Source organism: Aequorivita vladivostokensis (assembly GCF_000952855.1).
Taxonomy (GTDB): domain Bacteria; phylum Bacteroidota; class Bacteroidia; order Flavobacteriales; family Flavobacteriaceae; genus Aequorivita; species Aequorivita vladivostokensis.
In genome coordinates this window covers 380,160-405,921 of record NZ_JSVU01000004.1, presented here as the reverse complement: position 1 = coordinate 405,921, position 25,762 = coordinate 380,160, and the positions used below count along the sequence as shown (strand labels likewise).

26 protein-coding genes are annotated in these 25,762 nt (G+C 44.1%); 21 read left to right on the top strand and 5 right to left on the bottom strand.

Annotated elements, in window-relative coordinates:
- Positions 1 to 171: 171 nt before the first annotated feature.
- Positions 172 to 420, top strand: a complete 249-nt coding sequence (locus tag MB09_RS08865) for a hypothetical protein (RefSeq protein ID WP_045080531.1) — start codon at positions 172 to 174, stop codon at positions 418 to 420.
- Positions 421 to 669: 249 nt separating this feature from the next.
- On the opposite strand, the gene MB09_RS16520 is transcribed toward MB09_RS08865, so the two are convergent.
- Positions 670 to 798: a hypothetical protein gene (locus MB09_RS16520; protein WP_262987125.1), complete on the bottom strand. Its 129-nt coding sequence runs from the start codon at positions 796 to 798 to the stop codon at positions 670 to 672.
- A gap of 238 nt (positions 799 to 1,036) precedes the next feature.
- Here MB09_RS16520 and MB09_RS08860 point away from each other — a divergent pair, with 238 nt between their 5' ends.
- The 19 genes from MB09_RS08860 to MB09_RS08765 all read left to right on the top strand — a co-directional run bounded on the left by MB09_RS08860 (position 1,037) and on the right by MB09_RS08765 (position 22,546).
- On the top strand, positions 1,037 to 1,630 hold the full coding sequence (locus MB09_RS08860) for a DNA polymerase ligase N-terminal domain-containing protein (protein ID WP_045080564.1): 594 nt from the start codon (positions 1,037 to 1,039) through the stop codon (positions 1,628 to 1,630).
- A gap of 3 nt (positions 1,631 to 1,633) precedes the next feature.
- A complete protein-coding gene (gene ligD / locus MB09_RS08855; RefSeq protein WP_045080530.1) occupies positions 1,634 to 2,635 on the top strand; it encodes a non-homologous end-joining DNA ligase in 1,002 nt (333 codons plus the stop codon).
- A 2-nt stretch (positions 2,636 to 2,637) separates the two neighbouring features.
- Positions 2,638 to 3,432, top strand: a complete 795-nt coding sequence (gene ligD / locus MB09_RS08850; protein ID WP_052671327.1) for a non-homologous end-joining DNA ligase — start codon at positions 2,638 to 2,640, stop codon at positions 3,430 to 3,432.
- Positions 3,433 to 3,820: 388 nt separating this feature from the next.
- Positions 3,821 to 5,665 carry a tetratricopeptide repeat protein gene (locus tag MB09_RS08840; protein ID WP_045080528.1) on the top strand — a complete coding sequence of 615 codons (1,845 nt, stop codon included), beginning with the start codon at positions 3,821 to 3,823 and terminating at the stop codon, positions 5,663 to 5,665.
- 568 nt (positions 5,666 to 6,233) lie between these two features.
- Positions 6,234 to 12,110 (top strand): HYR domain-containing protein, encoded by a 5,877-nt coding sequence (locus MB09_RS08835; RefSeq protein WP_045080527.1) that lies wholly within the window; start codon positions 6,234 to 6,236, stop codon positions 12,108 to 12,110.
- Positions 12,111 to 12,515: 405 nt separating this feature from the next.
- Complete coding sequence (gene hemH, locus MB09_RS08825; RefSeq protein WP_045080525.1) at positions 12,516 to 13,553, top strand: ferrochelatase; 1,038 nt, start codon at positions 12,516 to 12,518, stop codon at positions 13,551 to 13,553.
- Between the two features lie 95 nt (positions 13,554 to 13,648).
- A complete protein-coding gene (locus tag MB09_RS08820) occupies positions 13,649 to 14,989 on the top strand; it encodes an MATE family efflux transporter (RefSeq protein WP_045080524.1) in 1,341 nt (446 codons plus the stop codon).
- 45 nt (positions 14,990 to 15,034) lie between these two features.
- Complete coding sequence (locus MB09_RS15745; RefSeq protein ID WP_084709060.1) at positions 15,035 to 15,157, top strand: T9SS type A sorting domain-containing protein; 123 nt, start codon at positions 15,035 to 15,037, stop codon at positions 15,155 to 15,157.
- A 10-nt stretch (positions 15,158 to 15,167) separates the two neighbouring features.
- Positions 15,168 to 15,881, top strand: a complete 714-nt coding sequence (locus MB09_RS08815) for a T9SS type A sorting domain-containing protein (protein ID WP_045080523.1) — start codon at positions 15,168 to 15,170, stop codon at positions 15,879 to 15,881.
- A 29-nt stretch (positions 15,882 to 15,910) separates the two neighbouring features.
- Positions 15,911 to 16,195: a hypothetical protein gene (locus MB09_RS08810; protein WP_045080522.1), complete on the top strand. Its 285-nt coding sequence runs from the start codon at positions 15,911 to 15,913 to the stop codon at positions 16,193 to 16,195.
- The gene (locus MB09_RS16610) at positions 16,140 to 16,475 is read left to right on the top strand and encodes a type II toxin-antitoxin system RelE/ParE family toxin (protein ID WP_407637643.1); all 336 of its coding nucleotides are present in this window, start codon (positions 16,140 to 16,142) and stop codon (positions 16,473 to 16,475) included. Before MB09_RS08810 ends, MB09_RS16610 begins: the two co-directional genes overlap by 56 nt.
- 24 nt (positions 16,476 to 16,499) lie before the next feature.
- Positions 16,500 to 17,039, top strand: a complete 540-nt coding sequence (locus tag MB09_RS08800; protein ID WP_045080520.1) for a CopD family protein — start codon at positions 16,500 to 16,502, stop codon at positions 17,037 to 17,039.
- A 117-nt stretch (positions 17,040 to 17,156) separates the two neighbouring features.
- Entirely contained in the window at positions 17,157 to 18,614 is a 1,458-nt protein-coding gene (locus tag MB09_RS08795; protein ID WP_045080519.1) for a sensor histidine kinase, read from the top strand.
- 77 nt (positions 18,615 to 18,691) lie between these two features.
- Complete coding sequence (locus MB09_RS08790) at positions 18,692 to 18,934, top strand: hypothetical protein (RefSeq protein ID WP_045080518.1); 243 nt, start codon at positions 18,692 to 18,694, stop codon at positions 18,932 to 18,934.
- Positions 18,934 to 19,332 (top strand): type II toxin-antitoxin system VapC family toxin, encoded by a 399-nt coding sequence (locus MB09_RS08785; protein WP_045080517.1) that lies wholly within the window; start codon positions 18,934 to 18,936, stop codon positions 19,330 to 19,332. The genes MB09_RS08790 and MB09_RS08785 overlap by 1 nt, the downstream gene beginning before the upstream one ends.
- 257 nt (positions 19,333 to 19,589) lie before the next feature.
- Positions 19,590 to 20,372 (top strand): enoyl-CoA hydratase/isomerase family protein, encoded by a 783-nt coding sequence (locus tag MB09_RS08780; protein ID WP_045080516.1) that lies wholly within the window; start codon positions 19,590 to 19,592, stop codon positions 20,370 to 20,372.
- 193 nt (positions 20,373 to 20,565) lie between these two features.
- Complete coding sequence (locus MB09_RS08775) at positions 20,566 to 21,045, top strand: Hsp20/alpha crystallin family protein (RefSeq protein ID WP_084709059.1); 480 nt, start codon at positions 20,566 to 20,568, stop codon at positions 21,043 to 21,045.
- Between the two features lie 106 nt (positions 21,046 to 21,151).
- Positions 21,152 to 21,385, top strand: a complete 234-nt coding sequence (locus MB09_RS08770; protein ID WP_045080515.1) for a hypothetical protein — start codon at positions 21,152 to 21,154, stop codon at positions 21,383 to 21,385.
- A gap of 90 nt (positions 21,386 to 21,475) precedes the next feature.
- Entirely contained in the window at positions 21,476 to 22,546 is a 1,071-nt protein-coding gene (locus MB09_RS08765) for a PA0069 family radical SAM protein (protein ID WP_045080514.1), read from the top strand.
- A gap of 68 nt (positions 22,547 to 22,614) precedes the next feature.
- On the opposite strand, the gene MB09_RS08760 is transcribed toward MB09_RS08765, so the two are convergent.
- The 4 genes from MB09_RS08760 to MB09_RS08750 form a co-directional block, all read right to left on the bottom strand.
- A complete protein-coding gene (locus MB09_RS08760) occupies positions 22,615 to 23,295 on the bottom strand; it encodes an HD domain-containing protein (RefSeq protein WP_045080513.1) in 681 nt (226 codons plus the stop codon).
- Positions 23,295 to 24,038: a lysophospholipid acyltransferase family protein gene (locus MB09_RS08755; RefSeq protein WP_045080512.1), complete on the bottom strand. Its 744-nt coding sequence runs from the start codon at positions 24,036 to 24,038 to the stop codon at positions 23,295 to 23,297. Before MB09_RS08755 ends, MB09_RS08760 begins: the two co-directional genes overlap by 1 nt.
- 79 nt (positions 24,039 to 24,117) lie before the next feature.
- Positions 24,118 to 24,348 carry a hypothetical protein gene (locus tag MB09_RS16035; protein ID WP_131459862.1) on the bottom strand — a complete coding sequence of 77 codons (231 nt, stop codon included), beginning with the start codon at positions 24,346 to 24,348 and terminating at the stop codon, positions 24,118 to 24,120.
- A 15-nt stretch (positions 24,349 to 24,363) separates the two neighbouring features.
- On the bottom strand, positions 24,364 to 24,774 hold the full coding sequence (locus MB09_RS08750; protein WP_045080511.1) for a BrxA/BrxB family bacilliredoxin: 411 nt from the start codon (positions 24,772 to 24,774) through the stop codon (positions 24,364 to 24,366).
- A 251-nt stretch (positions 24,775 to 25,025) separates the two neighbouring features.
- Here MB09_RS08750 and MB09_RS08745 point away from each other — a divergent pair, with 251 nt between their 5' ends.
- Positions 25,026 to 25,757, top strand: a complete 732-nt coding sequence (locus MB09_RS08745; RefSeq protein WP_045080561.1) for a TerB family tellurite resistance protein — start codon at positions 25,026 to 25,028, stop codon at positions 25,755 to 25,757.
- The last annotated feature ends 5 nt before the right edge of the window (positions 25,758 to 25,762 follow it).

The window sequence follows — 25,762 nt, the reverse complement described above, 5'->3', positions numbered from 1 at the left end:
TCATGCAGGGCAATTTTTGTCGTATTTAAGAGCAATGAAAATTGATAGACCAAAATTATGGGATTAAAAAAAACGCTACAGCTAATGTGTGTGCTAAACCGAAAGTAAACGCTAATTTAACCGGTAATTGACGGTTACACGAGACCGTTTTATACCTTTAAAAATTAAATTTTGTGCTACGATATTAAAGCCAGTCTAGAAGCCCAACTGCACCGCGCAAGACGCCGTGCAGACGCGCAGGCCGTTGAAGAAATCATAGAAAAGCTCGCCCCCTTAACCGATTTGCCCATCTATCATACATTTGGATTCAGCCACCCAGACCTTTTAATCTATACAGACCGGTCCCCCGAATTTCCCGAGGTGGCCACTTGGGGCCTGGTTCCCCATTGGGTGATTTTGGCTTACAAAAGCAGGTTATAGATAAATTGATTTCTTCAAATTTATTGTAAAATATTACTTTCCCATTACGGGAAACCGTAAACGGGAAAGATTTTCTGGGGAGAGAAACGAAAATATTGAAATTCTTAAATAGTTATTCGGCAAAAGAACTTTTCCCAATAAAAGGAAAGACGAATTACGAAATACTATATCTGTAGGTTTGAAGACAAAGTAAAGTATCACTCTGGGTGTCCTCTATTTTTGCCATAGTATTATGGGAATGTTATTTCTTCAGAACTTTGAAACTTTCTTTTTGTCCATCTTCAAAAGTAATTTGAAAAGCAAAAACGCCTGTCTGTCCGGTACCAATTTCTCAATAACATCGCGTGAGAATTTTTCAAAATCAAAATTTTCGTTCATTAAATGTCAAATTCAAAAAGTTTATACATCCTTTTTTTAATTTGACACAGTTTATTTAACATACTCAGAATTAGTAACTTTAAATTAAATAACCAACTTCAAAAAAGGTCAACCTTATTTAGTACTCTACAAACTCTTAACCCCAAATCTTGAATCTTAAACCATGAATCTTTTAGCACTTCTTTATAAAAACCCAAGCGCTTCATTTCGTAAATTGTTCATTATTAAGTTGCAAGTCATGATAAAGCAAAATGAATATCAGAGCAAGCGCGATTTCACCAAAACCAAGGAACCCAAAGGGTCTTCCAAAAAGCGAAGTGCCGACACTCCCATTTTTGTGATACAAAAGCACGATGCCACCAATCTGCACTACGATTTTCGGCTGGAGATAGACGGCACCCTTAAGTCGTGGTCCGTCCCCAAAGGCCCCAGCACCGACCCCAGCGTAAAGCGTATGGCCATCCCCACTGAGGACCATCCCCTTGAATATGCTGATTTTGAGGGCACCATCCCCAAAGGCCAGTACGGGGGCGGCACGGTAATGATCTGGGACACCGGCACCTTCCAAAATATTAAGGAAGACGAAGAAGGCAACCCCATTGACCTACTGCAATCCTATAAAATGGGCACGGTAGAAGTAGCGCTGCAGGGCAAGAAGCTTAGCGGCGGTTATGCCCTTATCAAAATGAAATCGGGCAAGATGAAGGGCAACTGGCTGCTGATAAAGAAGGATGACGCCCAGGCAGATGCGCGCCGCAACCCCGTAAGCACCGAAACCAAGAGTGCGATGACCGGCCGCAGCCTGAAGGAAATCGCAAAGGAAGAGGAATAGGCCATGAAAATATTGCAGGACATCCTTTCGGAAAAGTATCTTGGGCAACTGAAAAAGTCGGCTTTCCCAGGCTTTGTCCCACCCATGCTCGCTACCCTAACCGATGATTATTTTAACGACCCCCACTGGCTCTACGAACGCAAGCTGGATGGGGTGCGCTGCCTGGTGTGCATACAGCAGGGAAACGTAGTGCTCTACTCCCGCAATGAAAATGACATTTCCCACACCTATCCCGAATTGGTAAAAGTCCTCCAACGGCAAAACCTGCCAGACTTGATTGCCGACGGTGAAATCGTTGCCTTCAAGGGCAAGCTTACCAGCTTTGGCAAACTCCAAGGCCGAATGCAGTTGCAGGATGCCGAAAAAATAGCCAATACCCGCGTAAAAGTGTACCTCTATCTTTTTGACCTTATTTATTTTAAAAATTATGACCTTACGGAACTGCCCTTGCGGCAACGAAAAAGAGTATTGAAAAAAGCCTTCCAGTGGCAATCGCCCCTTCGCTACACCCCCCACAAAAACCAAGCGGGTACGGAATACTTAAAGGATGCCTGTGAAAAAAGCTGGGAAGGCCTTATAGCAAAAGATGCCACGGCAAGCTATGTCCACTCGCGAAGCAGGAACTGGTTAAAATTCAAATGTTCCAAGGGGCAGGAATTGGTAATAGGGGGTTTTACCGAGCCACAGGGCGAACGGGTAGGCTTTGGAGCCCTGCTGGTGGGCTATTACAAAAACGGCTCCCTGCAATATGCGGGCAAGGTGGGCACCGGCTTTGACGATGATTTCCTAAAAAAATGGCGCCAGGCCTTTGATAAAATTGAAAGAAAGACCAGCCCCTTCCAAAATTTTGACGATCCCGAAAACGGCAACCTCCATTGGATAGCCCCAAAATATGTAGGCCAATTTGGCTTTACGGAATGGACAAAGGCAGGCAAATTACGACATCCCCGTTTTTTGGGCATGCGCAACGACAAGGAAGCAAAAAATGTAATCAAGGAACAATAGTCATGAAAATAGCAGGAATAGAAATCACGAACCCCGACAAGCTTATCTTCCCCGACGCGGGCATCACCAAGCTGGAAATGGTACAATATTATGAAGAGATCTCCCCAAAGATGCTGCCGTTTCTAAAAAATAGACCCCTTACCCTCCACCGCTTCCCCGATGGGGTGGATTCCGATGGGTTTTATCAGAAAAAGGCCTCAGACTATTTTCCCGATTTCGTAAAAACGGTTACCGTTGAAACCGAAGACGGCAGCAATACCCAAGTGATCTGCAATTCAAAAAGGAGTTTGGTCTATCTGGCCAACCAGGGCACCGTAGGGTTCCACACCTGGCTTTCCACCAAAGACTACCTGCACAAGCCAGACAAGGCGATCTTTGATCTGGACCCGCCCAAAGACTCCTTTCAGCAGGTAAAAGAGGCCGCAAAAATTACCGGCGATTTTTTTAGGAAAAAAGGCTTGGAGCCCAACTTGATGACGAGCGGTAAAAACGGGTTCCACGTTTGGTACTCGGTACGCCGCACCAAAACGTTTGATCAAATCCGGCCCGAGTTAAAGGAACTGGCCCAAGAGCTCGAGGCCGAACACCCAGAGCTTTTTACCACCGCCGTGCGAAAAAACCAACGAGAGGGCAAGATCTTTATTGATTACCTCCGCAATGCCTACGGCCAAACCTCCGTCTGCCCCTACTCCCTGCGCCCTACCCAAACCGCAAGCATAGCCAAGCCCCTGGAGTGGAAGGACCTGAAAAACATTAAAAGTGCCGATGCTTTTAAATTAAGGGATTTTATGGGGTAGCGGGACCTCTTAGCCGGTCTATTCCCTCTCGCAAAACCATAGGCCGTCTTCTTTTTCAAGAATATTTCCTATTAAGCCAAAGCCAATCCAACTGGTATTTCCTGATTCCGTGTTAATTACAGACCCTTTAAATCTTTGGTTAAATATTTAGCCCTATCTATACTTTATCTATAACCCCTTGTTGCTTATGCAAATAATTATTGTTTTCTTTGAAAATCAATTACTTTTTTCCCCAGCAGCAAACCGTATTCACTTATATTCTCCAATTAACTCTTCCCCACCCTCCTTTTTGGAGGGTTTTTTTGGCCCTGTTAGGAAGACCAAATCATCCGCATTTTTATAAACCCGAAAAAATTATTTTCTTTAAATTTGGACACCAAACATACTTATGAAACATCGCGCGCTCCTCCTCCTTTCCATGTTGATTTTCTGTGGAAATCTGAATGCCCAGAGTCCCGAAATAGATGGGCTGCAGCAGCAAATAAAAAATAATCTCTTCCGCAAACCCGATTCGGCTAAGGCCTACCTCTTCCAACTCCTAAAATATTCAGAGCTGCGCCACGATACCGCCGTGGCAAAAACCTATAGCAATCTCGGCATTACCTACAATCAATTGGCGGTATACGATTCCTCCGAATACTATTTTAAAAAAGGAATAGCCCTTGCCAATGGATACCCCATTACCCAGGCCCAGCTCTATTCAAACCTCGCCATAAACTACCGCACTATGGCGGAATATACAAAATCGCTGCAGGCCCTTAAGGAAGCCATGAAGCGCTACAAGGGCTTGGGCGATCTCAATGGGGAGGGCTTGGTATATGGCGAAATGGCATCCAACTACAGTTATATGGCCGAAAAGGAAAAGGCCATTACCTACCTAAAGAAAGCTATTGAAATTTTTAAGGAAACAGAGGATCCCCGCCTCTATATCCTCCAGCAAAAACTGGGGAATGTGTATTTCAACAACGGCAACTTCCAGTTCGCCATTGATATCTATGAACAGGCCCTGCCGGAATTCAAAAAACAAAAAGGCGCACCCTACTACCTCACCCTCTTGGCCTACGGCGAAAGCCTTGTGGAAACAGGTAGGGAAAAGGAGGGAGAGGCCCGGCTCCTAGAGGCAAAGGAAGGCCTAAAAGAGATAAACAACCTGGAATACATGCACGTGGCCATGGGAAAACTGGGGAAAATATACGCCGAGACCAATCGCCCGGAATTGGCGGAAAAGGCCCTCCGCGAATCCTTCAATTACCTGCTTGAAGTGCATTCAACCCGCTTTTTACCCATTGCCGCTACCTACTTAAAATTTCTTAACGACAATAATGCCCTGAATACTTCGCAGGAGGTAATAAGCAAGGTGAAGGAGGCAACGGCCAATTATAAGCACCGTATGAACTCCCAGGACGAATTGCAATTTCTCTTGCAGGCGAGGGAAACCTATACCCGAACCGGCAATTTCGAAACGGCCCTGCGACTTTTTACCCGTATCGATTTTTTAAAGGATTCCATTAACGAGGCGGTAGATGACGTTAAAATAAAACAGTTGGAGGAAATGTACCAAAACGAAATCCAACGCGAACGCAACAAGGTGCTTTCCCAGAATAATGCCATTTTAAAGGAATACAACCGGGAACAAAAGAACCTTACCCTGCTAAGTTTGATATTCGCCGTCCTGCTGCTTATATTGAGCCTCCTCCTGTACAAATACCACCGCAAAAAACTGAACCTCCAAAAAGAGGCCTTGGTACAATTGGAAAAATCCAACCTTATCTTACAGGAAAATCAACAGCTGGAACAGGAACTCAGGGCCGAAAAGGAAAACAGCTTGGGCAATAAGGAACGGGAGCTCGTAGCCATGTCATTGGAAGTGGCCGATATCCAGAACCAAATCCGCGATCTTTTGGAAATCAGCACCAAATCTGATATTGCCCCCGAGGTCGCCACACAGATTGAAAATATTCTGAATCAAAGAAACTATTGGAAGCATTTTAAGACCAAGTTTGTGGAAGTACATCCTGAGTTTGGTTACAACCTTGCAGAAATGTTCCCGGGGCTTTCCGAAAATGATATTGCCTTTTGTTCCCTGCTGAAACTGCAACTCACCAATAAGGAAATTGCCTCCCTCTTGGGGATTAGCCACCAAAGTGTTATTTCCAAAAAATACAGGATCAAGAAAAAAATGGACCTACAGGACAATGACGAAAGCTTCGAGCAACTGATGCGCGATCTCTAAAACAATCCCCTCTATTTTATCCTTCTTTTATGTTTGACAAAGGGGTTTTTAATCCCAAAAAAATTCGAATTCCTTTTCTAAGTCTTTCGCTATTAATGTTAATGCCTGCATAAATCCCACGTATTTTCCTTTCCCGTTAAACATGTTGTTTTTCAATTATTTAAGCTGAAATGGCCTCTCTTTATCTATATTTTATCTATAAACCCATCTATATTTTATCCATCCACAAGGCTTCCTATTTACGTTAAAAACAACTTAATTTGCCACCTCGAAATGTTAAAATTTTAACGTTTTTGAAAACCAAATTTTTAACCTAAAAACCTGCTTATGCACGAGATGTTTTCGTTGCCATTCCTGGCCCTTTCTCCTATTGCTATGAATTCACATTATTTATCTAATCTTTTGTAAAGAGAGATTAGACTGAAGTCCATGTTACCCATTAAACCAAAATTTCTTTGTATTCGGCAGCATTCTATTTTATGTGAATATTGCAACCCATTGATAGATTGGTGTTTCCGATAAAATCAACTATAGACAGTTTAATACTTAACCCAAATTGAGAATTTTTATGAAGAATTATTACAATCGAAAGTATAACCATTTCAACGCGCGGGCAAAATGCTTCGCCTCCGGCCTGCTGCTAATTTTAGGAATATTGGTCTCCCAGAATACAGAGGCACAGTGTTTTATAAATCTAGGATTGGATTCCTGGAGTGTAGAGGGCAATCCCTCCAATGGAAATTGGGTGCCTTCGCCGGATGGAAGAAGCGTACGGCAAACCCTAAATAGCAACCCCTCCTTTTATGTGAGCAATGATGATTATTTCAATATTACCATTCAAGGAGAATTCCGTGTAGAAACTACCAATGATGACGATTTTATTGGCTTTGTGATTGGCTATCAATCTCCCAATTCATCTACTCCAGACAATGAGTATAATACGCTGCTTTTCGATTGGAAGCAGGCGGCCCAATCGGCGGGCGGTTGTACTGCTCCGGCAGCTATGAGGCTCTCTCGCATCCAGGGTACGGATACAAACTCCATTAACTCCTTTTGGTGCCAGAACTCCCCCATTAATGAAATATTGGGAATAAATAATAGCCTAGGGGGATGGGCAGATAATACCCTATACACTTTCCAAGTACAATACGGCGCTTCCAACATAAGTGTCTGGATCAATGGCACCCAGGTTTTTGATGTTGACGGCACTTTCACTCCAGGACGTTTTGGTTTCTATAATTTTTCCCAGGAAGGGGTACTATATCAAAATTTCTCCCTTCCTTTTTCCACGGTAATAAATAAAACCGATATTAGCTGTATAGGTGCAAACGATGGTACTGCTACCGCAGTGGCTTCCGATTTCGCTACCCCTCCCTATACCTACCTTTGGAACACGGGCGCTACTACGGAGACTATAACCAACCTATCTCCAGGAACCTATTCGGTAACTGTTACCTCACAAGAAGGCTGTGTGGCCAACGAATCAGTTACTATAGGTACTGTGCCAGATACGGAAAATCCAACTGTAAATGCCCTTACCAATTTCCCATTGACCCTCAACGCCTCCGGCACCGCTACTATTTCGGTTTCCGATATAGAAATAAGCAGCACCGATAATTGCGGTATCGCATCAAAAACGTTGAGCCAGACTAACTTCGACTGCTCCCATCTGGGCAGTAACCCGATTGATTTCACCGTTACCGATACCAGTGGCAATACTACTGTTACCTCGGTTAACGTAACCGTATCAGATGTATCCGTCCCCACCGTGCTGGCACAGGATCTTACTTTACAATTAAGCGATCCGGCAGGAATTACCATTACGCCGGCCATGGTTGATAACGGCTCTTCAGACAATTGCTCCTTCACTCTTTCCCTTAGCAAGACCAGCTTTGATTGTAGCGATGTGGGTACCCAGACCGTCGTGCTAACCGCTACCGATGCGGCAGGCAACTTTGCCAGCGCCAACGCCAATATCACCATTACCGAGCCCGATCCCTATGTGCTTACTTCCGCTGGAGCCACCCAAATGGGCAATATCACGGTGTTTACCACCATCGATCCCGTCATCACGCTTACCTATAACGGCCATGCAGACGGGGCCTTGGTATCCATCTCAAATAATTTTGTACCTGGCGATATGCTTGCCTTAGATTCGGCCTATACGCTCCCCGGGGGCATTACGGCAGCCTATAACAGCACTACCGGCGTATTTACAGTAAATGGAACCCTTGCCGATAGCGAGCTGGAGAACCTCTTCCAGAACGTGCAGTTCCGTACTACGAGCAACAATACAGCCGACCGTACCATTACCTTTATTATAGGCGGCAGTGTTTCCAACCCAGACAACGGCCACTATTACGAATATGTAAACCAGAGCCTCACTTGGGATCAGGCAAAGGCCGCCGCGGCCACCAGAACCCTATATGGCCTACGGGGCTATTTGGCTACCTCCACTTCGGTAGAGGAAAATAACTTTATAAAGAACAAGCTTACCGATGACGGCTGGCTTGGCGGCTCAGACAACTTTAACCAAATCAATCTGGCGGTAGGCTCACCCCTCTACGCAAATCAGGCCGCTGCCGAAGGTAGATGGTACTGGATCACTGGTCCTGAGGCCGGCACCCAGTTCTCAACAGGAAATGTTGCCCAACCAGGGGAATATGCCAACTGGAACGCGGGGGAACCTAACAACTCCGGAGGCTCCGAGGACTACCTACAAGTCTATTTCGCAAATGATGGCCGATGGAATGATCTGGGAACTACCCAGAGCATGGGCTATATAGTGGAATACGGCGGAATTGCGGGCGACCAAAATTGCTTCTCTTTCTCCAATGACAAAATATTGCTGCTGAACCAGGCTCCAGTAATAGATCCCATTGCAGATCTTTCAGGATGTCCCGGCAACCCCTTCAATCAAAATGTGGCCATCTCGGATGTGGAAGACGCTGCTACCAGCCTTACCGTAACGGCTACTTCTGCCAACCAAACCTTGATCCAAGACGCCAACCTTTCCGTGAGTTATAACGGCACCATCTTTGTGGTATCGGCAACGCCTGAGGCAGGTATCCAAGGCAGTTCCGTAATTACGGTTACAGCTACCGATACGGGAGGGCTTTCTTCTTCTGAAACTTTCACCTATACTGCCGAGGATACCGAAGCTCCAATTGTAGTTTGTAGCGGCGGCATGCCAACTTATGTAGGATCATACATGGTAAGCGACGGTCCGACTTGGGGGGCCAACCCGCCAGTATATAGCGCACAGGAAGCGGCAGCCCTAATTTTTGGTGGCAATGCAGCCGATTACTCAATTTCAATCGATTCAAATACAACCGATCCCACCACCATCACCCATACCGCATGGCTTGATAGTTGGGGGAATGGTTTTGCGGTACATCCAGAAAATTACAGTTTGGATGTCGGAGCCCCGGGTTATAACGATCCAGGGGGGTTCAATACCGCTACCTCTGCCTATGTACAAGATCACGTAGATAATACAAAAATTAATTATGTATGGACTTCAGCCGCTCCCCTAACCATACAGTTGGATACCACCGGTCAAGCTATCTTGAACGCAGCCGATATAGATGGCGGCAGTACCGATAATTGCGGAATAGCGAATATTTCCGTCAGTCCAAATACCTTCACTTGCGCAGAAGTAGGACCGAATACCGTTACCCTTACCGTAACCGATGTGAATGGCAATAGCGCCAGCTGTACCTCCACGGTTATGGTTGAGGACAACATAGCGCCAACCGCCATCTGTCAGAACATTACCGTGCAGTTGGATGCCAACGGCAACGCCACCATAACCCCAGCAGAAGTTGATGGAGGTTCAAACGATGCCTGTGGTATTGCCTCTACCAGTATAGACATAACTACCTTCGACTGCTCCAATGTGGGTGCGAACAATGTGGTGCTTACCGTAACCGACAACAATGGCAACGTTTCTACCTGTACCGCCGTGGTGACCGTGGAGGATAACGTGGCCCCAACCGCCAACTGCCAAAACATTACCGTGCAGTTGGATGCCAACGGCAACGCCACCATAACCCCAGCAGACGTTGATGGAGGTTCGAACGATGCCTGTGGTATTGCCTCCACCAGTATAGACATAAATACTTTCGACTGCTCCAATGTGGGTGCGAATAATGTAGTACTTACCGTAACCGACAACAATGGAAACGTCTCTACCTGTACCGCCGTAGTAACCGTGGAGGATAACATAGCGCCAACCGCCATCTGTCAGAATATTACCGTGCAGTTGGATGCCAATGGCAACGCCACCATAACCACTGCCGATGTGGACGGAGGTTCAAACGATGCCTGTGGCATTGCTTCAACAAGTATCGACATCACTACCTTCGACTGCTCCAATGTGGGTGCGAACAATGTGGTGCTTACCGTAACCGACAACAATGGCAACGTCTCTACTTGTACCGCCGTGGTAACCGTGGAGGATAACGTGGCCCCAACCGCCATCTGCCAGAATATTACCGTGCAGTTGGATGTCAATGGTAACGCGACCATAACCCCTGCAGACGTTGATGGAGGTTCAAACGATGCCTGTGGTATTGCATCTACCAATATCGACATCACTACTTTCGACTGCTCCAATGTGGGTGCGAATAATGTAGTACTTACCGTAACCGACAACAACGGAAACGTCTCAACCTGTACCGCGGTGGTAACCGTGGAGGATAACGTGGCCCCAACCGCCATTTGCCAGAATATTACCGTGCAGTTGGATGTCAATGGTAACGCGACCATAACCCCTGCAGACGTTGATGGAGGTTCAAACGATGCCTGTGGTATTGCATCTACCAATATCGACATCACTACTTTCGACTGCTCCAATGTGGGTGCGAATAATGTAGTACTTACCGTAACCGACAACAATGGCAACGTCTCTAGCTGTACTGCTGTGGTGACCGTAGAGGATAATATAGCCCCTACTATCGTTTGCCCTACCAATGTTAATTCAGAAACCCGTCTCGGCGACTGTTTCGCCCTGGTTTATTTCCCACAACCCTATACTCTAGACAATTGCGGTATCGATACTGTGGTGCAAACGGCAGGACTGCCCAGTGGAAGCGAGTTCCCAGTAGGCGTAAGCACGGTAGAATTTACCGTTACCGATGTAAATGGGAATGTGAGCAGCTGTAGTTTTACCATTACGGTTACCGACGTTGAGGCACCGATGGCCGTATGTGAGAATATTACCATCCCACTTGATGCAAATGGCAATGCCTCTATTACGGCAGCCGATGTGGACGGAGGCAGTAGCGATAACTGCGGGGTAGCCGATATCTCCATAGATATGGATACTTTTGATTGTAGCAATGTAGGCGAGAACATCGTAGTGCTTACCGTAACCGACGTGAATGGAAACAGCAGTAGCTGTACGGCCATTGTTACTGTAGAGGATGTAACGGCTCCTGTGGTGGCCTGCCAAAACCTTTCGGTAGCACTTGATCCCGTAACGGGAACCGTTACCGTAGCCGCTACCGATATAGACAATGGCTCTATGGATGCCTGCGGCATTGCAAGCTACGAGCTCGATATTGATACCTTCGATTGTTCAAATATTGGCGACAATACCGTGGTCTTGACCGTAACCGATGTAAACGGAAACACTTCCACGTGTACCGCCATCGTAACGGTTTCCGACAATACAAGCCCCGTCTTGGTCTGCCAGGATTTCACGATTGAAATTGGAGCCAACGGTACTGCAATCCTCGATCCTAGTGATGTGATCGCTTCAAACGACGATGCCTGTGGCATCCTTACCGTGGCCGTGGACATAACCGAATTTAGCTGTGCCGATATCGGAACGCCAGTAACCGTACAGGTGTTCAGTCAGGATAATAATGGCAATCTTGCCACTTGTACCGCAACAGTAACGGCAGTAGATCTACTTGCCCCAGAATTAACTTGTCCGGCAGACCAAACGGTAGATCCTGGCGCAGGTAACTTGTTCTATATCCTGCCCGACTATTTTGCTACTGGCGAGGCTTCGGCTATCGACAACTGTACCGACCCTATTACCCTCACCGACCAGGTTCCCGCAGCTGGAACCCCGTTATCTGATGGGGTGCATACCATAAGCCTTACTGCAACAGATGAATATGGCAATACCGCAACCTGTACGTTCCAGCTTACCGTAGAGAGCGTGCTGGGAACCGTAAGTCAGCATGAGGATCTGGGAAGTATAAGCCTATACCCAGTCCCCACCAAGAACATCCTGAACATCAGTAATCCGCAGGCAATGCAGCTTGAGAGCCTGGAAATTTATGATCTAAGGGGCAGATTGGTACAGGTGAACGACCTTCGTGGTATGGGTACGCAGCGAGCAATAGACGTACACCAGCTTGCCGCCGCCTCTTATTACGTAAGAATTAAAGGCGAAACCGGAGTAACCACCAGAAGACTGCTGAAAGAATAGTGTTGATTGTTTATAGTTAGAAAAAAATGGCCTGACCCTCTGTTGTCGGGCCATTTTTATTTGGGATATATAATAATGCGACCTACCCGCTTTTTTGAAATATTCTAAATACGGCTAATTCCAAATACAGCAGGCATCCGGTAAAGAAAAATTTGGGTTCGAAATACTTTTGAAACTATGTAGACCTTAAGAATTTTACGAAGCGCCCAAATAAAGCCAAACACCCCGACACCCAAAGACAAATCAAATCCCAAATCACAAATCTTGAATCTTGAATCTTGAATTTCCTCTCGCTGCGGCCACTTCATAACTATTCCCAATTCCACTATAAATTTAATTGGCAAGGCTGCCCTTGAAGGTTCAATTATAAAAGCCTAATTTTGCTATTCTAAAAAATTGCCATTCATGAAGGGAGTTCTCCTCGTAAATCTCGGCTCGCCAGACAGCACCGACCCAAAAGATGTAAAAAAATACCTCGATGAATTCTTAATGGACCCTCGGGTCATCGATGTGCCGTTTTGGCTGCGCTCCTTTATAGTAAGGGGAATTATTCTGAACACACGTCCAAAAAAATCGGCCGAGGCCTATCAAAAAATTTGGTGGGACGAGGGCTCGCCCCTGATTGTTATTTCAGAAAGGCTTCAGAAAAAAATACAGGAAAAAACCACCGTTCCGGTAGCCTTGGCAATGCGCTACGGCAGCATGACCCTTAAAAAAGGCTTGCAGGAATTGGTAGATCAGGGAGTGGACGAAGTGCTTACCATTCCACTTTACCCACAATTTGCAATGGCTACTACCGAAACCATTGATGTGAAAGTGGAAGAACTGAAAAAAGAATTCTTTCCACAGTTAGAGATTACCTCGCTACCCGCTTTTTACAACAAGCCCGAATATATTGAAGTACTTTCCCGAAGCATAGCCGAAAGTTTGGAAGGCGTGGATTACGAACATCTGCTCTTTAGCTATCACGGCGTGCCCGAACGGCATATCTATAAACGCGATATAACCAAGAGACACTGCAAGATAGACGGAAGTTGTTGTATAACGCCTTCACCCGCCCATGAGTTTTGCTACCGCCACCAGTGCCTGAAAACCACAGCGCTGGTTGCCGAAAAATTGAACCTAAAGCCGGGCACATATTCCAATGCGTTTCAATCACGATTGGGTTTTGATCCGTGGCTAAAACCGCCAACCGATAGAACCATAGAGCGATTGGGCCTTGAGGGCACCAAGAAAATGGCAATAGTAACCCCTGCCTTTGTGAGCGATTGCCTTGAAACCTTGGAAGAAATTGCCATGGAAGGCCAAGAGATTTTCCACGAAGCGGGAGGCCAGGAATTTACCGTAATTCCGTGCCTGAACGACCGCGATGATTGGGCGGAAGTTTTAACTGGGTGGATTGACCACTGGCGAATCGTTGATGTAAAAACCGCTATCGCTTGATTATTTTTTATTAGCTATTGCTATTTTTTATCGCAGTACATAACCTGTTTTGGTAATTAACCAAGATTTCAGGGAATAAATAATAATAATAAAGAATGAATAATAAATCCGCCGCATTAGGAACCGACTCTATCGGAAGTTTGCTGATCAAGCAAGCCGTTCCCGCCTCTATCGGGATTTTGGTGATGTCGCTGAACATTTTGGTGGACACCATTTTTGTGGGCAACTGGATTGGCTCCATTGCCATTGCCGCTATCAATGTGGTACTGCCGGTTTCATTTTTTATTGCCGCGCTGGGAATGGCCATCGGTATTGGCGGTTCCTCCATAATTTCAAGGGCGCTGGGTGCCGGCCACAAGGAACGCGCGTTAAAAACCTTCGGCAACCAAATAACCCTAACGCTCTTGCTAACTACCGCAATGGTGGTTTTTGGTTTGATTTTCATCAATGAACTCATTCCCGCTTTTGGTGGAAAGGGCGACATTTTTGAACCTGCAAAAATCTACTATCGCATTGTACTTTACGGGGTTCCGCTTTTGGCGCTCTGTATGATGGGCAACAACGTAATCCGTGCCGAAGGGAAGCCTAAATTCGCGATGATTGCGATGATAATTCCTTCTGTGGGAAACCTCATCCTTGATTATGTCCTTATCTATCATTTCGATATGGGAATGGCCGGCGCCGCCTGGGCTACGACCATCTCGTATGGCCTTTGTTTTCTGTATGTGCTGTGGTTTTTTTTAAGCGATAAATCGGAACTGCAAATAAGCTTGCCCCACTTCGGTCTCGATTTGCCCATTCTCAAGGAAATGTCGGCCCTGGGCTTTGTGACCCTTGCGCGACAGGCGGTAGTGAGTGTGACCTATCTCTTGATGAACAACATCCTTTTCGATATAGGCGGCGAAGCTTCCGTGGCATCCTATGGCATTATCGCCCGAATGCTAATGTTTGCGCTCTTCCCCGTTTTGGGGGTTACCCAAGGATTTTTGCCCATTGCCGGCTATAATTATGGCGCGCATCAGTTTACTCGGGTGCGGGAGAGCATCAATAAAGCTATTCTATACGCCGGCGGTCTCGGTCTTGTAATCTTTGCCGTCATCATGATCTTTCCCAATGCCATAGTCTCCGTCTTTACCACCGACCCCGACATTCTCTCGGAAACCCCACACTATATGCGCTGGGTATTTGCCGCAACGCCCATTATTGCAATCCAGTTGATTGGCTCGGCCTATTTTCAGGCCATCGGGAAGGCAGTGCCGGCGCTTTTGCTTACGCTGACACGGCAGGGGTTTTTCTTTATTCCGCTTATTTTTATACTGCCACATTACTTCGGCGAACTGGGCGTGTGGATATCCTTTCCGGCGGCAGATGTGCTTTCAACAATTGTAACCGGTTATTTTTTGAATCGGGAAATACGGAAAACACTTCGCGATTGAAAAGGATTTTTTGGTATCTTTAGAAGACTAAATCTTTTTTTGAATATGAAATTTCTCTCAACAGATTACAGTCCAACAAAAGATGTTTCAAACGTAAAGCCCGGAATGTATTTTATAACTATCACCTCTCTCGAAGGAAATATTACAAAGAAGTTTATTAAAAATTAATCTTCCAGTTATGAAAAAACCATTACTACTCTTTGCATTCCTTCTTACTATTCAAATTACGGTTGCCCAACCTCCAGAATATTTTGTTGACAACTGGTATTTGCACAGTTTGTCCTTTATCAATCAAGAAGTTTTTATTGAAACCTTAAACTTATCTGAAGGTCCAACCTTAGTTACGGAAAGTGACTTTACAGTTCACGGAACTTCTTTCTGTAACGATTATTCGGGGAGTTATGAATATATAAATCATGGTCCTTTAGCTGTTGATGATAATTTTATTCCACGAAATATTGTTCGTGAAACTGAAAACTGTGGAGATTTTGAAGCCATGGAAACACATTTTTTCACGCCTTTCCTTAATGAAAATGAGGCTGATATTTATTTCATAGACCCACCCGGAACTGAAAAAATGATCGTGCTGCAATATTTTAGTTTTCCTGGATTTCAAGTATATAAAAACTTTCCTGCCCTCAACATATTGGACAACAAATCTATTAAGAACTTGATTGTTTTCCCAAATCCTACACAGAGTAAATTGATTGTTCATTCGGCTATTAAGGATTTTGAATCTGTTTCAATAACAGATATTAATGGTAGAATTGTAATGAATTCGGTAAACAATAATTCAAAAGAAATAGATGTTTCAACCTTAAAACCGGGGATGTATTTTATAACCATTACTTCTTCCGAAGGGAATATTACGAAGAAATTCATCAAAAATTAGTTTTTTTGTAGAAAGAAAAGAGAACCGCCATGGAGAATGCTGAATTGAAAAAAGCCCTGATTGCAGAAATAGACCAATGCGAAAATAACGACCTGTTGCTGGAGGCATTGTTGTTGTTGGTTTGCCCGCCGCCTTCCCAATATTACCATTCCGCAGCCCAGGAGGCCGAAACAGAGTACAAAACAGGAAACAGCTCGCCCGTGCCAAAGGAACATTGGGATTTGTTGAAGCAGGAAATGGAGGAATATTTGGCAGGAAATGCAACGGCCATTTCGTGGGAAGATTTTAAAAAAGAGTTGTTTGAGGACATATAAAATTAAAGTTCTTGCAAGGGCAAGAAAGGAAATTTTGGAAGCTCGAAATCTTTATGAGGCCAGGCGAAAAGGATTCGGAAAACTTTTTTCCCTTGAACTGCAGAGCGAAATAGAACGAATTGGAACCAATCCGTTTTTGTTCAAAAAGAATGAATTTGGTTTTTCTGAAATACCAATGAAACGGTTTCCGCATTTGATAATATATTCTTGCATTGAGGATTCGATAGTTATTGCCTCAATTTTTCACACGAGTCAAAATCCGAAAAAGAAACCACGATAAAACTTTCCCACAACAGAAAAATTAATGGAAGCATACTACCCCTACATAAAATCCCTACACCTCATCTTCATCATCACTTGGTTTGCGGGGCTTTTTTACATTGTCCGACTTTTTGTGTATCAAATTGAAGCTTCGCAAAAACCCTCGCCAGACAGGGAAATTTTGGGCGAACAACTAAAAATTATGGCCTCCCGTCTTTGGAACATAATAACTTGGCCGAGTATGATTTTGGCCCTGATTTTTGGCTTTTGGCTGCTCTTTATGCGCACCTTTTTTTTGGCCGACGCTTGGATGCAAGTAAAATTGGCGTTCGTGTTCGTACTGATCATATATCACTTAAAATGCCACCAAATATTTAAGCAGTTGCAACGGGGCACTGTAAAGTATACCTCCAATTATATGCGCCTTTTTAACGAGGTGCCCACCATCGTCCTTTTCGCGGTGGTGTTTTTGGTGATTCTTAAAGATGGCACCAACTGGATTTACGGCACCGTGGGCATAATCCTGTTTGCCATCTTGCTTATGATGGGCTATAAAATCTATAAACGGATTCGGGAGAAATAACTTCACTTTTTGGATTTTGGAACCTGCCTTCCAGAGGCACGACAGGCAGGTTTTTTATTTGGAATTTTCTTTTTTAGGTTCGATTATTGCTATCTTTCTTTTTTCAAATCCATGTAAATGTACTTTTACAAAAAATCGCTTCGCACCCGCATCTTTCTTTCTATGTTCCTTTTGGTACTGGGAGCTTCGGTACTTATAGCCATTGTTACCGTTTTTCAATATAGGGAAGAGGCCCAGGACTACCACCGCGACCGTTTGCTGCGCAAGGAAGCCGCCATTCGCGAGAACATCAATTACATTCTAAAAACTACTACCTATCCGGTGGAAACCGGCCAAATCCCATTAATATTTAAGGACAAAATCTACGAAATAAAGGACATCCACAGTCTGGAGATTTTTCTATACGATCTGGATGGAAATCTTTTGAAATCTTCTAAACCTTCCTTTTTTAAGGATACCGTCTCTCCAAAAATGCCCGATTTTGCTCTGGAAATGTTACAGAACTCTCCCACCAAAAGTTACATCAAGGAGTTTGAGGAAGACGGCCAAAAGTACCAATCTTCCTACACCTACATCACCGACAGTTATTTTAAACCCTTGGCAATATTGAATTTGCCCTATATTGAAGACGATGGTTTTATTACCAAGGAACTTACCGAATACCTTTACAGGTTGGGCATAGCCTATTTTTTTATGCTCGTTGCGGCTATTTCCATTTCCTATTTTCTCTCAAAATATATAACCCGTTCCTTAAAAGAGATCAGCGATAAGCTCTCCGAGACCCGTTTTGACACACGAAACAAGAAAATCCATATTAGTGATACGCCACAGGAAATCTCCCTGCTCGTAAATGCGTACAACGGGATGATCGATGAGCTGGAGAACAGTGCCGCCCAACTTGCCGCCAATGAGCGGGAAACCGCTTGGCGCGAAATGGCCAAGCAGGTGGCGCACGAGATAAAGAATCCGCTTACGCCTATGCGACTTACGGTGCAGAGCTTCCAACGGAAATTTGATTGCAACGATCCCGATATAGACAAGAAAATGGCGGAATATACCAGTACCCTGCTGCAGCAGATCGATACGTTGAGCTCTATTTCATCCGCCTTTTCTACCTATGCAAAAATGCCCGCCCAGCAGGACGAAACCCTAAACGTGGTTAAAATAAGTAAGTTAGCGCTGGATATTTTTAACGAGGACTATATCTATTTCTTTTCGGAAGAAGATGTAGTTCGCGCCCGATTTGACCGCACCCAACTCATACGCGTGGTTACCAATTTGGTAAAAAACAGCATCCAGTCCATCGCCCAAAAAAACCCCGAGGAGCCCAGAATTGACGTTATCGTAAAAACCGAAGGCACCTGTGTGAATATTCTGGTTTCCGATAACGGGATAGGCGTTCCCGAGGAAAACAAAACCTGTATCTTTGAACCGCAATTTACCACCAAGACCAGCGGAATGGGGCTTGGCTTGGGAATGGTAAAAAATATAGTAGAAACTTACGGAGGCACCATAACCCTTCAATCTTCCGAAGAAAAAACCGTTTTTAAAGTCTCTTTTCCCGCAATGTTGTAAGCCTACTTCGACCGTTTGAAAAATAGAACGGTAATAAAAAGATTAAAAAAATCTGTACCTTGCATAAAAAACCGCAAATGGGCTCCTTAACAATTTCAAATAAAATTTTGGACAAATATTTTCGCTTTTTAAAATCTCTTGACACAAATTCAAAAAAGAGATTGATTTTGAAGTTGGAAGCTTCGTTGGTGCCAAACTTGAATAAGGATACAGAACTTAGTTCCTTTTTTGGCGCATGGGAAGACGAGAAGGATTCAGACAGCATTATTGAGGAGATTAGAAACTCGAGGGTAGAGAAGTCAATTCCAAAAAGTTTCTGATGCTATATTTATTGGATACCAATATCTGTATTCATTTTTTTAGGGGTAAGTTCAATTTGTTGAAAAAAATTGAAACTGTAAAACTGCAGAACTGTGCTATTTCCGAAATAACCCTTGCCGAGCTCGTCTTTGAGGCCGAAAACAGCTCCAATCCACAAATGAATAATGAGCTGATAGTCCAATTCACCGAGCATCTCAATATTCTACCACTTTTAAATGCAATTGATTTTTATGCGAAAGAAAAAGTCCGTCTTCGAAAGGAAGGTCTAATGATAAGCGATTTCGATCTTCTTATCGGGGCTACGGCCGTTGCCAACAATCTCATCATGGTTACTGAAAACACTAAGGAATTCCAACGCATCTCGAGCCTTAAGATCGAAAATTGGATAAAGAGATAATCCGATGGTTTTTTAAAAGTCATATTTCCCGCAATGCTTTAAGGTTTTTAGTAGCTTTGTGAAAACGACCACAAACCTGCCTACCGCAGACAGGTACACGAATAAAAATGTAACCCCCAGCCCTAAAGGGAGCCATCGAGGTTGCTCCCGCCGCGGTAGCTTGGGAGCAAGGGTTCTAAACATACTGAATTAAAGTATTTTATAAAAATTTATTCGTGTATTCGTGGTAAAACCCTTAAACAAAAACATCATTAAACATGAAATTTCAAAACATACTTTCCGAAACTGAAAATGGCATCACCACCATAACCATCAATCGCCCCTCAAAGCTGAACGCATTGAACCGTGAAACGATTCAGGAATTGCACGATGCGCTTGAAGAGGTCGAAAATTCGTCAAAAACGAAGGTTGTAATTATAACCGGAAGCGGCGAAAAGGCCTTTGTTGCAGGCGCTGACATTAGCGAATTTGCCGATTTCTCTGTGGAAGAAGGCGGAAAACTGGCCGCCAAGGGACAGGAATTACTGTTCGATTTTGTGGCCCATTTTTCAAAACCCGTGATCGCGGCCATAAATGGTTTTGCCTTGGGCGGCGGCCTGGAACTGGCGATGGCGGCACATTTCCGCATTGCTTCCGATAATGCCAAAATGGGGCTGCCGGAAGTTTCACTTGGCGTAATTCCGGGCTACGGTGGTACACAGCGTTTGCCGCAATTGGTAGGTAAAGGCCGCGCAATGGAAATGATTATGACCGCCGGGATGGTGGATGCCAACCAGGCCCTGCAATACGGCTTGGTTAACCACGTAACCACCCCCGACGAACTGCTTGACTTTACCGAAAAGATAGCCGGAAAGATTATGAAAAACTCTACCGTTGCCATCGCTTCCGCCATCAGGGCAATCAATGCAAATTATGAGGATGGCGAAAATGGTTTTGAAGTGGAAATTGAAGAATTTGGAAACTGCTTCGGCACTGCCGATTTTAAGGAAGGCACTCAGGCGTTTCTTCAGAAAAGGAAAGCCGAATTTCCGGGTAAGTAATCCTTTTCATTGTTGAAAAGCTGTCATTTTTAAAATGACAAAATGACACTTTAAATGATATGAATTCTTAAAAATAATTCCAGATTTCTGAAAGAAATTTTAAAATACACGCCATCCTATTAAGGTTCGCGCTCTGGCATTGCTTTTGTTCCACGGTAGATAAAATTATTGTTTAACTTAAATCTTGATTATTATGAACGCTTTAATGACTGTTCCTAAAAATGGAGGTTTGACACGAACAACCAATAGTGCTACCCACCTCCCAACCTGGTCTTCGCTACTTGATGATTTCTTTAACAGGGACTTGACCAGCGTATTCTCCCAAAATTTTAATACAGGTATAAGCCTTCCAAAAGTAAACATCAAGGAAACCGCAGATGCCTACTTTGTGGAAATGGCGGTACCAGGCCTGAAAAAATCCGATTTCCAAATAGATTTGGAGAATCAACTGCTTTCCATCTCTACCGAAGTGGAAGAAAAAAGCGAGGAAAAAGAAGAAAACTACACCCGTAGGGAATTTGGGTATTCTTCCTTCAAACGAAGCTTCACCCTTCCCGAAACCGTAGATGAGGAAAAGATAAAGGCCAATTATAGGGAAGGTATTTTGAGCATCCATCTTCCAAAGAAGGAAGAGGCCAAACAAAAACCCCCAAGAAATATTAAAATCTCCTAAACAGCTTAATTGGCTAAAGAATTTAGGGGCTCGTTTGGGCCCCTTTTTTTAGTACTTCATTGTAAAGCAGAATATTTTTAATGTGTAACCCTTAAAAACGGCGATTATGAGTAGTAGAAAATTCAAGCCCGGAGATTGGGTAAAAATCAAGGGCAAGGACGATTCCCCACGAATGGAAATATTGAAATATATTCCAAATGAAGACCCCTTAACTGGAATAACCAACAATGACAGCGTGCTAGCTTGTGTTTATTACAAAAATGGCGAGCGTTTTACGAGACACATACATCAAAACCGGCTCTTAAAGCTACACCGCACAGGAGGAATTTATAGTACATAGTTAATTCTTCAATGGATATATTCCATTTTTTATAGGATTTTTTCCAAACTTCATTTAACTTTGAGGATTAAGTTTCTTCAAAGTTTTTTTATGTCCGAAAACCCCATTAAAGGCCGTGGCGCCCAGAAAAATGTGCACAACCGTTTCTTCAAAAACAGCCACGAGGTGTTGGATGATTTTTTGAATTTCTGTGAAGCGGAAGGCGAAGAAGCAGATAAAAACAAGACAAATTACATTGAGGTTTTTCCAAAGACATTTGTAAATAAAGTGGAAAGCCCCGATGTGGGGATGGGGTTTTCGGCAAACCCGTATCAGGGTTGCGAGCACGGCTGCGTGTATTGTTACGCCCGCAATAGCCATGAATATTGGGGCTATGGGGCAGGCCTGGATTTTGAGCGAAACATTCTTTTCAAAAAAAATGCTCCGCAGCTGCTGGAGGAAAAAATCACTTCAAAGAATTGGCAGGGCGAAACCATCGTTTTTTCGGGGAATACGGACTGCTACCAACCTTTGGAACGCAAACTTGAAATCACCCGAAAATGTTTGGAAGTAATGCTGAAATGGAAACACCCAACCGGCATCATCACCAAAAATTCATTGATTCTTCGCGATCTGGATATTTTAAGGGAAATGGCAAAGCTCAACATTATTTCGGTAAATATTTCCATCACCTCCCTTTCCGAAGCTACCCGCAGGCTGCTGGAACCACGAACGGCAAGCATCAAACAACGGCTGAAAACCGTGGAAACACTTGCAGCAAATGGCATCCCCGTTCGGGTGATGATGGCGCCAATTATTCCTTCATTGAACAGCCACGAAATTCTTCCTTTGGTGAAAAAGGTAGCGGAACTTGGCGCGCGCGATGTAGGCTACACAATCGTCCGCTTGAATGGACAGATTGCCGAAATTTTTAAGGATTGGGCATACAAGACCATACCAGATAGGGCCGAAAGGATATTAAACCAAATTGCCGAATGCCACGGCGGCAATCTCAACGACAGCAATTGGGGACGGCGCATAAAAGGCGAAGGCACTATCAGCGAGCAAGTGAGGGATACAATGGCTATAGGAAAAAAGAAATATTTGAAAGACAGGAAACTTGAACCCTTGGACAATTCACAATTTCTGCAACTTAAGAATCCGCAGTTAAAGTTATTTTAAACTTCTCCGTGCGCTCTGTGCCTCTGTGGGCAAAAATATAACCGCCAAGACACAGAGAACACAAAGTTTTATTTCTTCCCTTCCCATTCCGCATAAAACTGTTGCAGAAATTTTTCCATAAAGGCGTGTCTCTCCTCCGCAATTTTTCGCCCGGTTTCGGTATTCATTTTATCTTTTAAGAGCAGGAGTTTTTCGTAGAAATGATTGATGGTCGGCGCAGTTGACGCTTTGTATTCTGCAGGCGTCATTTTTAGATTCGGCTTGATTTCTGGGTCGTAAAGTTTCCTATTTTTGAAACCGCCGTAGTTGAAAGTCCTCGCAATCCCTATAGCTCCCAGCGCGTCGAGCCTATCGGCATCCTGCACGACCTCCAATTCTTTTGAAGTGAAATTTTGAGGTTTATTTCCGCCTTTGAAAGAAATGTTTTCAATGATTTTTATAACGTGTTCTACAATTTCCCCTGCTTGTCCCTCGTGGCGGAAAATATTTTGCGATTTTAAAAACTGTCGCGCTTTTTTCGGGCCGACGGTTTCATCGCCCTGGTGGAATTTTGAGTCGGCAATGTCGTGAAGCAATGCGCCGAGCGAAACGATGGTTCTATCAACTTTTTCACTTTCGGAAATGAGCAGTGAGTTTTTATAGACCCGTTCAATATGAAACCAATCGTGGCCGCCTTCGGCGTTTTTTAATTCATCTTTAACAAATGTGATTGTTCGCTGGATTATTTCATCCGAAGAAAATAAAGCCATTATTTATGGATTTTTGAAATAATGGTTGCTTCCACTTTGTCAATCAGCGTTTCCACCTCATAATCCCCAATTTTTATTGCAGGATGCGCGGTCATTTCCAGCCTGACGCCCATTTGTATCGGAAACATCCCCCAGCGCTGCAATTTCCAGGAGTTATTGAATGTTACGGGAATAACGTATCCTTCAGGCATTTTCTTAAAGAGCGTTTGCAAACCGGTTCTTTTAAAGGGTTTTGGAATACCGGTTTTGCTGCGTGTTCCTTCGGGAAAGATTACACCACTTCGGTTGAATTTCTGCAGGTATTTTGAAAACTTCACCATTTCAACAATAGCCTGCCGGGGATTTTTTCGGTCTATTAAAATAGAGCCGCCATGTCGCAAATTATAGGAAATGGAAGGAATGCCCTTGCCCAGTTCTACTTTTGAAATAAATTTTGGGTGATACTTCCGCAGATACCAAACAATGGGCGAAATGTCCCACATACTTTGGTGGTTGGAAACTATTATGATAGGCACATTGTTCGGAAGGCTCGTATTGATGTCGATATGAAATGTGGTGCCCAAAACATTCAGGCACCTAAGCAAGGTCCAATTGAGATAATCCACGCTCTTTTTGTGCGCCTCGTAGCCAATCCAATTGAAGCAAATCCACTGAATGGGATGGAAAACAAGAATCGTAATACCAAATAGCAGGTAAAACAATACTGAAAAAGGATAACTGATGATTTTTTGGAGTGCCTTCATTACTGTCCAAAAGTAAGAAAACCGTCTTTAAAAATGACGGTTTTCGTGATTGCAAGCAAAATTATTTAAACTATAAAAATCAACGTTTTGACTTTGATTTTGATTTGTTCTTCAAGGTATTCCGGTCTATGTAGATATAATTGTAAACACACAGCCCTATAATTAAGAGCCAAAACGCCCTATAGAGCCAGTCGTTTATTTCCTTTCCGAATAGATGGGAAACCCTGGGGTTTTCATAAATATTAAAGGCAAGGGCGCCCAAGGCGAGTATGCCGATAACTACGGTCAAAGGTTTATTGAGCTGTATCACAACCGTTGTGGTTACTTAACAATATTCGTTATAGGCGCCTTTCAGGTTTTCCGCAATAATTTGTGCAGGACGGCCTTCAATGTGATGGCGCTCGAGCATATGGACCAATTCGCCATCTTTAAACAGGGCAATAGAGGGCGAGCTCGGCGGGAACGGAACCATATTGGCCCTTGCGGCATCTACGGCTTCGCGGTCCACACCCGCAAAAACGGTTACCAAATGGTCGGGCTTTTTTGAATTGTCCAAGGACATTGCAGCACCGGGACGTGCATTGGCGGCAGCACAGCCACAAACGGAATTTACAACTACAAGGGTGGTCCCTTCTTTCTTCAGTGCGTCTTCCACATCATTTGCCGTATGTAATTCGGAAAAACCTACTCTTGTAAGGTCTTCGCGCATGGGTTTTACTAATTCAGGTGGGTACATATTTTTGTATTTTGATTACTATTAAAATGTGTCTGCAAAGATACTAATTTTGAAAGGGAAAAATCCAAATCACAAATTCCAAATAACAATCCCGATACCTGCCTGTCGGCAGACAGGGCTATCGGGGCTAAACAAATCTCAAACCACAAATTCAAAAACGAATCAAACAGTCCCTTTTGGAATTTGTGATTTGAGATTTGGCACTTAAAAACATTACCTTTGTCGGCTTAAAAAAAGAAAAATACTGTTTTATGCTTCGTTGGTTATTGGCCGTTCTGGGTTATTTTGTGTACCGTTTTCCTGGCGCTATCGTCGGGTTTATCTTGGGAAGCTTACTGGACAACCTAAGCGTAAAGGGCGGTAGGTTTCAAACTTCGTTCGGCACTTCGCAGCAACAGGTAACACCCGCCGATTTTGAATTGAACCTTCTTTCCCTTGCGTCCTTGGTAATCAAAGCCGATGGAAATGTGAGCCAAACCGAGCTTGATTACGTACGTCAATATTTCGTGCAAGCCTACGGACGGGAGCGGGCAAATGCTACCTTTCGAATTTTTAACGAAGTAATAAAAAAGCGTGAAATTTCGGCCCAGAACATTTGCAGCCTTTTGCAACAAAGAACCCGATACGAAACCCGCCTGCAGATTCTCCATTTTCTTTTCAGCATTGCCAATGCCGACGGCAGCGTTTCTACGGCAGAAGTAAATGAAATAAACCGAATTGCCGGATATTTGGGCGTTTACGGTCGCGATTTTGAAAGTATTAAGGCGATGTTCTTCAAAAATCCTGACAGTGCCTATAAAATTTTAGAGATTGACCGAGCCGCCACCATTCCCGAAATTAAGGCCGCTTACCGAACGATGGTAAAAAAATACCATCCGGACAAACTACAGCACATGGACGAGGCGCACCAAAAAGGCGGCGAGGAAAAGTTTAAAAAAGTACAGGAAGCTTATGAACAGCTTCAGAAGGAACGCGGGTTTTAAGCGGT

Coding starts and splice junctions, on each gene's coding strand:
- MB09_RS16520 (WP_262987125.1), bottom strand. CDS start 798: ATGAACGAAAATTTTGATTTTGAAAAATTCTCACGCGATGTTATTGAG.
- MB09_RS08860 (WP_045080564.1), top strand. CDS start 1,037: ATGATAAAGCAAAATGAATATCAGAGCAAGCGCGATTTCACCAAAACC.
- ligD (WP_045080530.1), top strand. CDS start 1,634: ATGAAAATATTGCAGGACATCCTTTCGGAAAAGTATCTTGGGCAACTG.
- ligD (WP_052671327.1), top strand. CDS start 2,638: ATGAAAATAGCAGGAATAGAAATCACGAACCCCGACAAGCTTATCTTC.
- MB09_RS08840 (WP_045080528.1), top strand. CDS start 3,821: ATGAAACATCGCGCGCTCCTCCTCCTTTCCATGTTGATTTTCTGTGGA.
- MB09_RS08835 (WP_045080527.1), top strand. CDS start 6,234: ATGAAGAATTATTACAATCGAAAGTATAACCATTTCAACGCGCGGGCA.
- hemH (WP_045080525.1), top strand. CDS start 12,516: ATGAAGGGAGTTCTCCTCGTAAATCTCGGCTCGCCAGACAGCACCGAC.
- MB09_RS08820 (WP_045080524.1), top strand. CDS start 13,649: ATGAATAATAAATCCGCCGCATTAGGAACCGACTCTATCGGAAGTTTG.
- MB09_RS15745 (WP_084709060.1), top strand. CDS start 15,035: ATGAAATTTCTCTCAACAGATTACAGTCCAACAAAAGATGTTTCAAAC.
- MB09_RS08815 (WP_045080523.1), top strand. CDS start 15,168: ATGAAAAAACCATTACTACTCTTTGCATTCCTTCTTACTATTCAAATT.
- MB09_RS08810 (WP_045080522.1), top strand. CDS start 15,911: ATGGAGAATGCTGAATTGAAAAAAGCCCTGATTGCAGAAATAGACCAA.
- MB09_RS16610 (WP_407637643.1), top strand. CDS start 16,140: ATGCAACGGCCATTTCGTGGGAAGATTTTAAAAAAGAGTTGTTTGAGG.
- MB09_RS08800 (WP_045080520.1), top strand. CDS start 16,500: ATGGAAGCATACTACCCCTACATAAAATCCCTACACCTCATCTTCATC.
- MB09_RS08795 (WP_045080519.1), top strand. CDS start 17,157: ATGTACTTTTACAAAAAATCGCTTCGCACCCGCATCTTTCTTTCTATG.
- MB09_RS08790 (WP_045080518.1), top strand. CDS start 18,692: ATGGGCTCCTTAACAATTTCAAATAAAATTTTGGACAAATATTTTCGC.
- MB09_RS08785 (WP_045080517.1), top strand. CDS start 18,934: ATGCTATATTTATTGGATACCAATATCTGTATTCATTTTTTTAGGGGT.
- MB09_RS08780 (WP_045080516.1), top strand. CDS start 19,590: ATGAAATTTCAAAACATACTTTCCGAAACTGAAAATGGCATCACCACC.
- MB09_RS08775 (WP_084709059.1), top strand. CDS start 20,566: ATGAACGCTTTAATGACTGTTCCTAAAAATGGAGGTTTGACACGAACA.
- MB09_RS08770 (WP_045080515.1), top strand. CDS start 21,152: ATGAGTAGTAGAAAATTCAAGCCCGGAGATTGGGTAAAAATCAAGGGC.
- MB09_RS08765 (WP_045080514.1), top strand. CDS start 21,476: ATGTCCGAAAACCCCATTAAAGGCCGTGGCGCCCAGAAAAATGTGCAC.
- MB09_RS08760 (WP_045080513.1), bottom strand. CDS start 23,295: ATGGCTTTATTTTCTTCGGATGAAATAATCCAGCGAACAATCACATTT.
- MB09_RS08755 (WP_045080512.1), bottom strand. CDS start 24,038: ATGAAGGCACTCCAAAAAATCATCAGTTATCCTTTTTCAGTATTGTTT.
- MB09_RS08750 (WP_045080511.1), bottom strand. CDS start 24,774: ATGTACCCACCTGAATTAGTAAAACCCATGCGCGAAGACCTTACAAGA.
- MB09_RS08745 (WP_045080561.1), top strand. CDS start 25,026: ATGCTTCGTTGGTTATTGGCCGTTCTGGGTTATTTTGTGTACCGTTTT.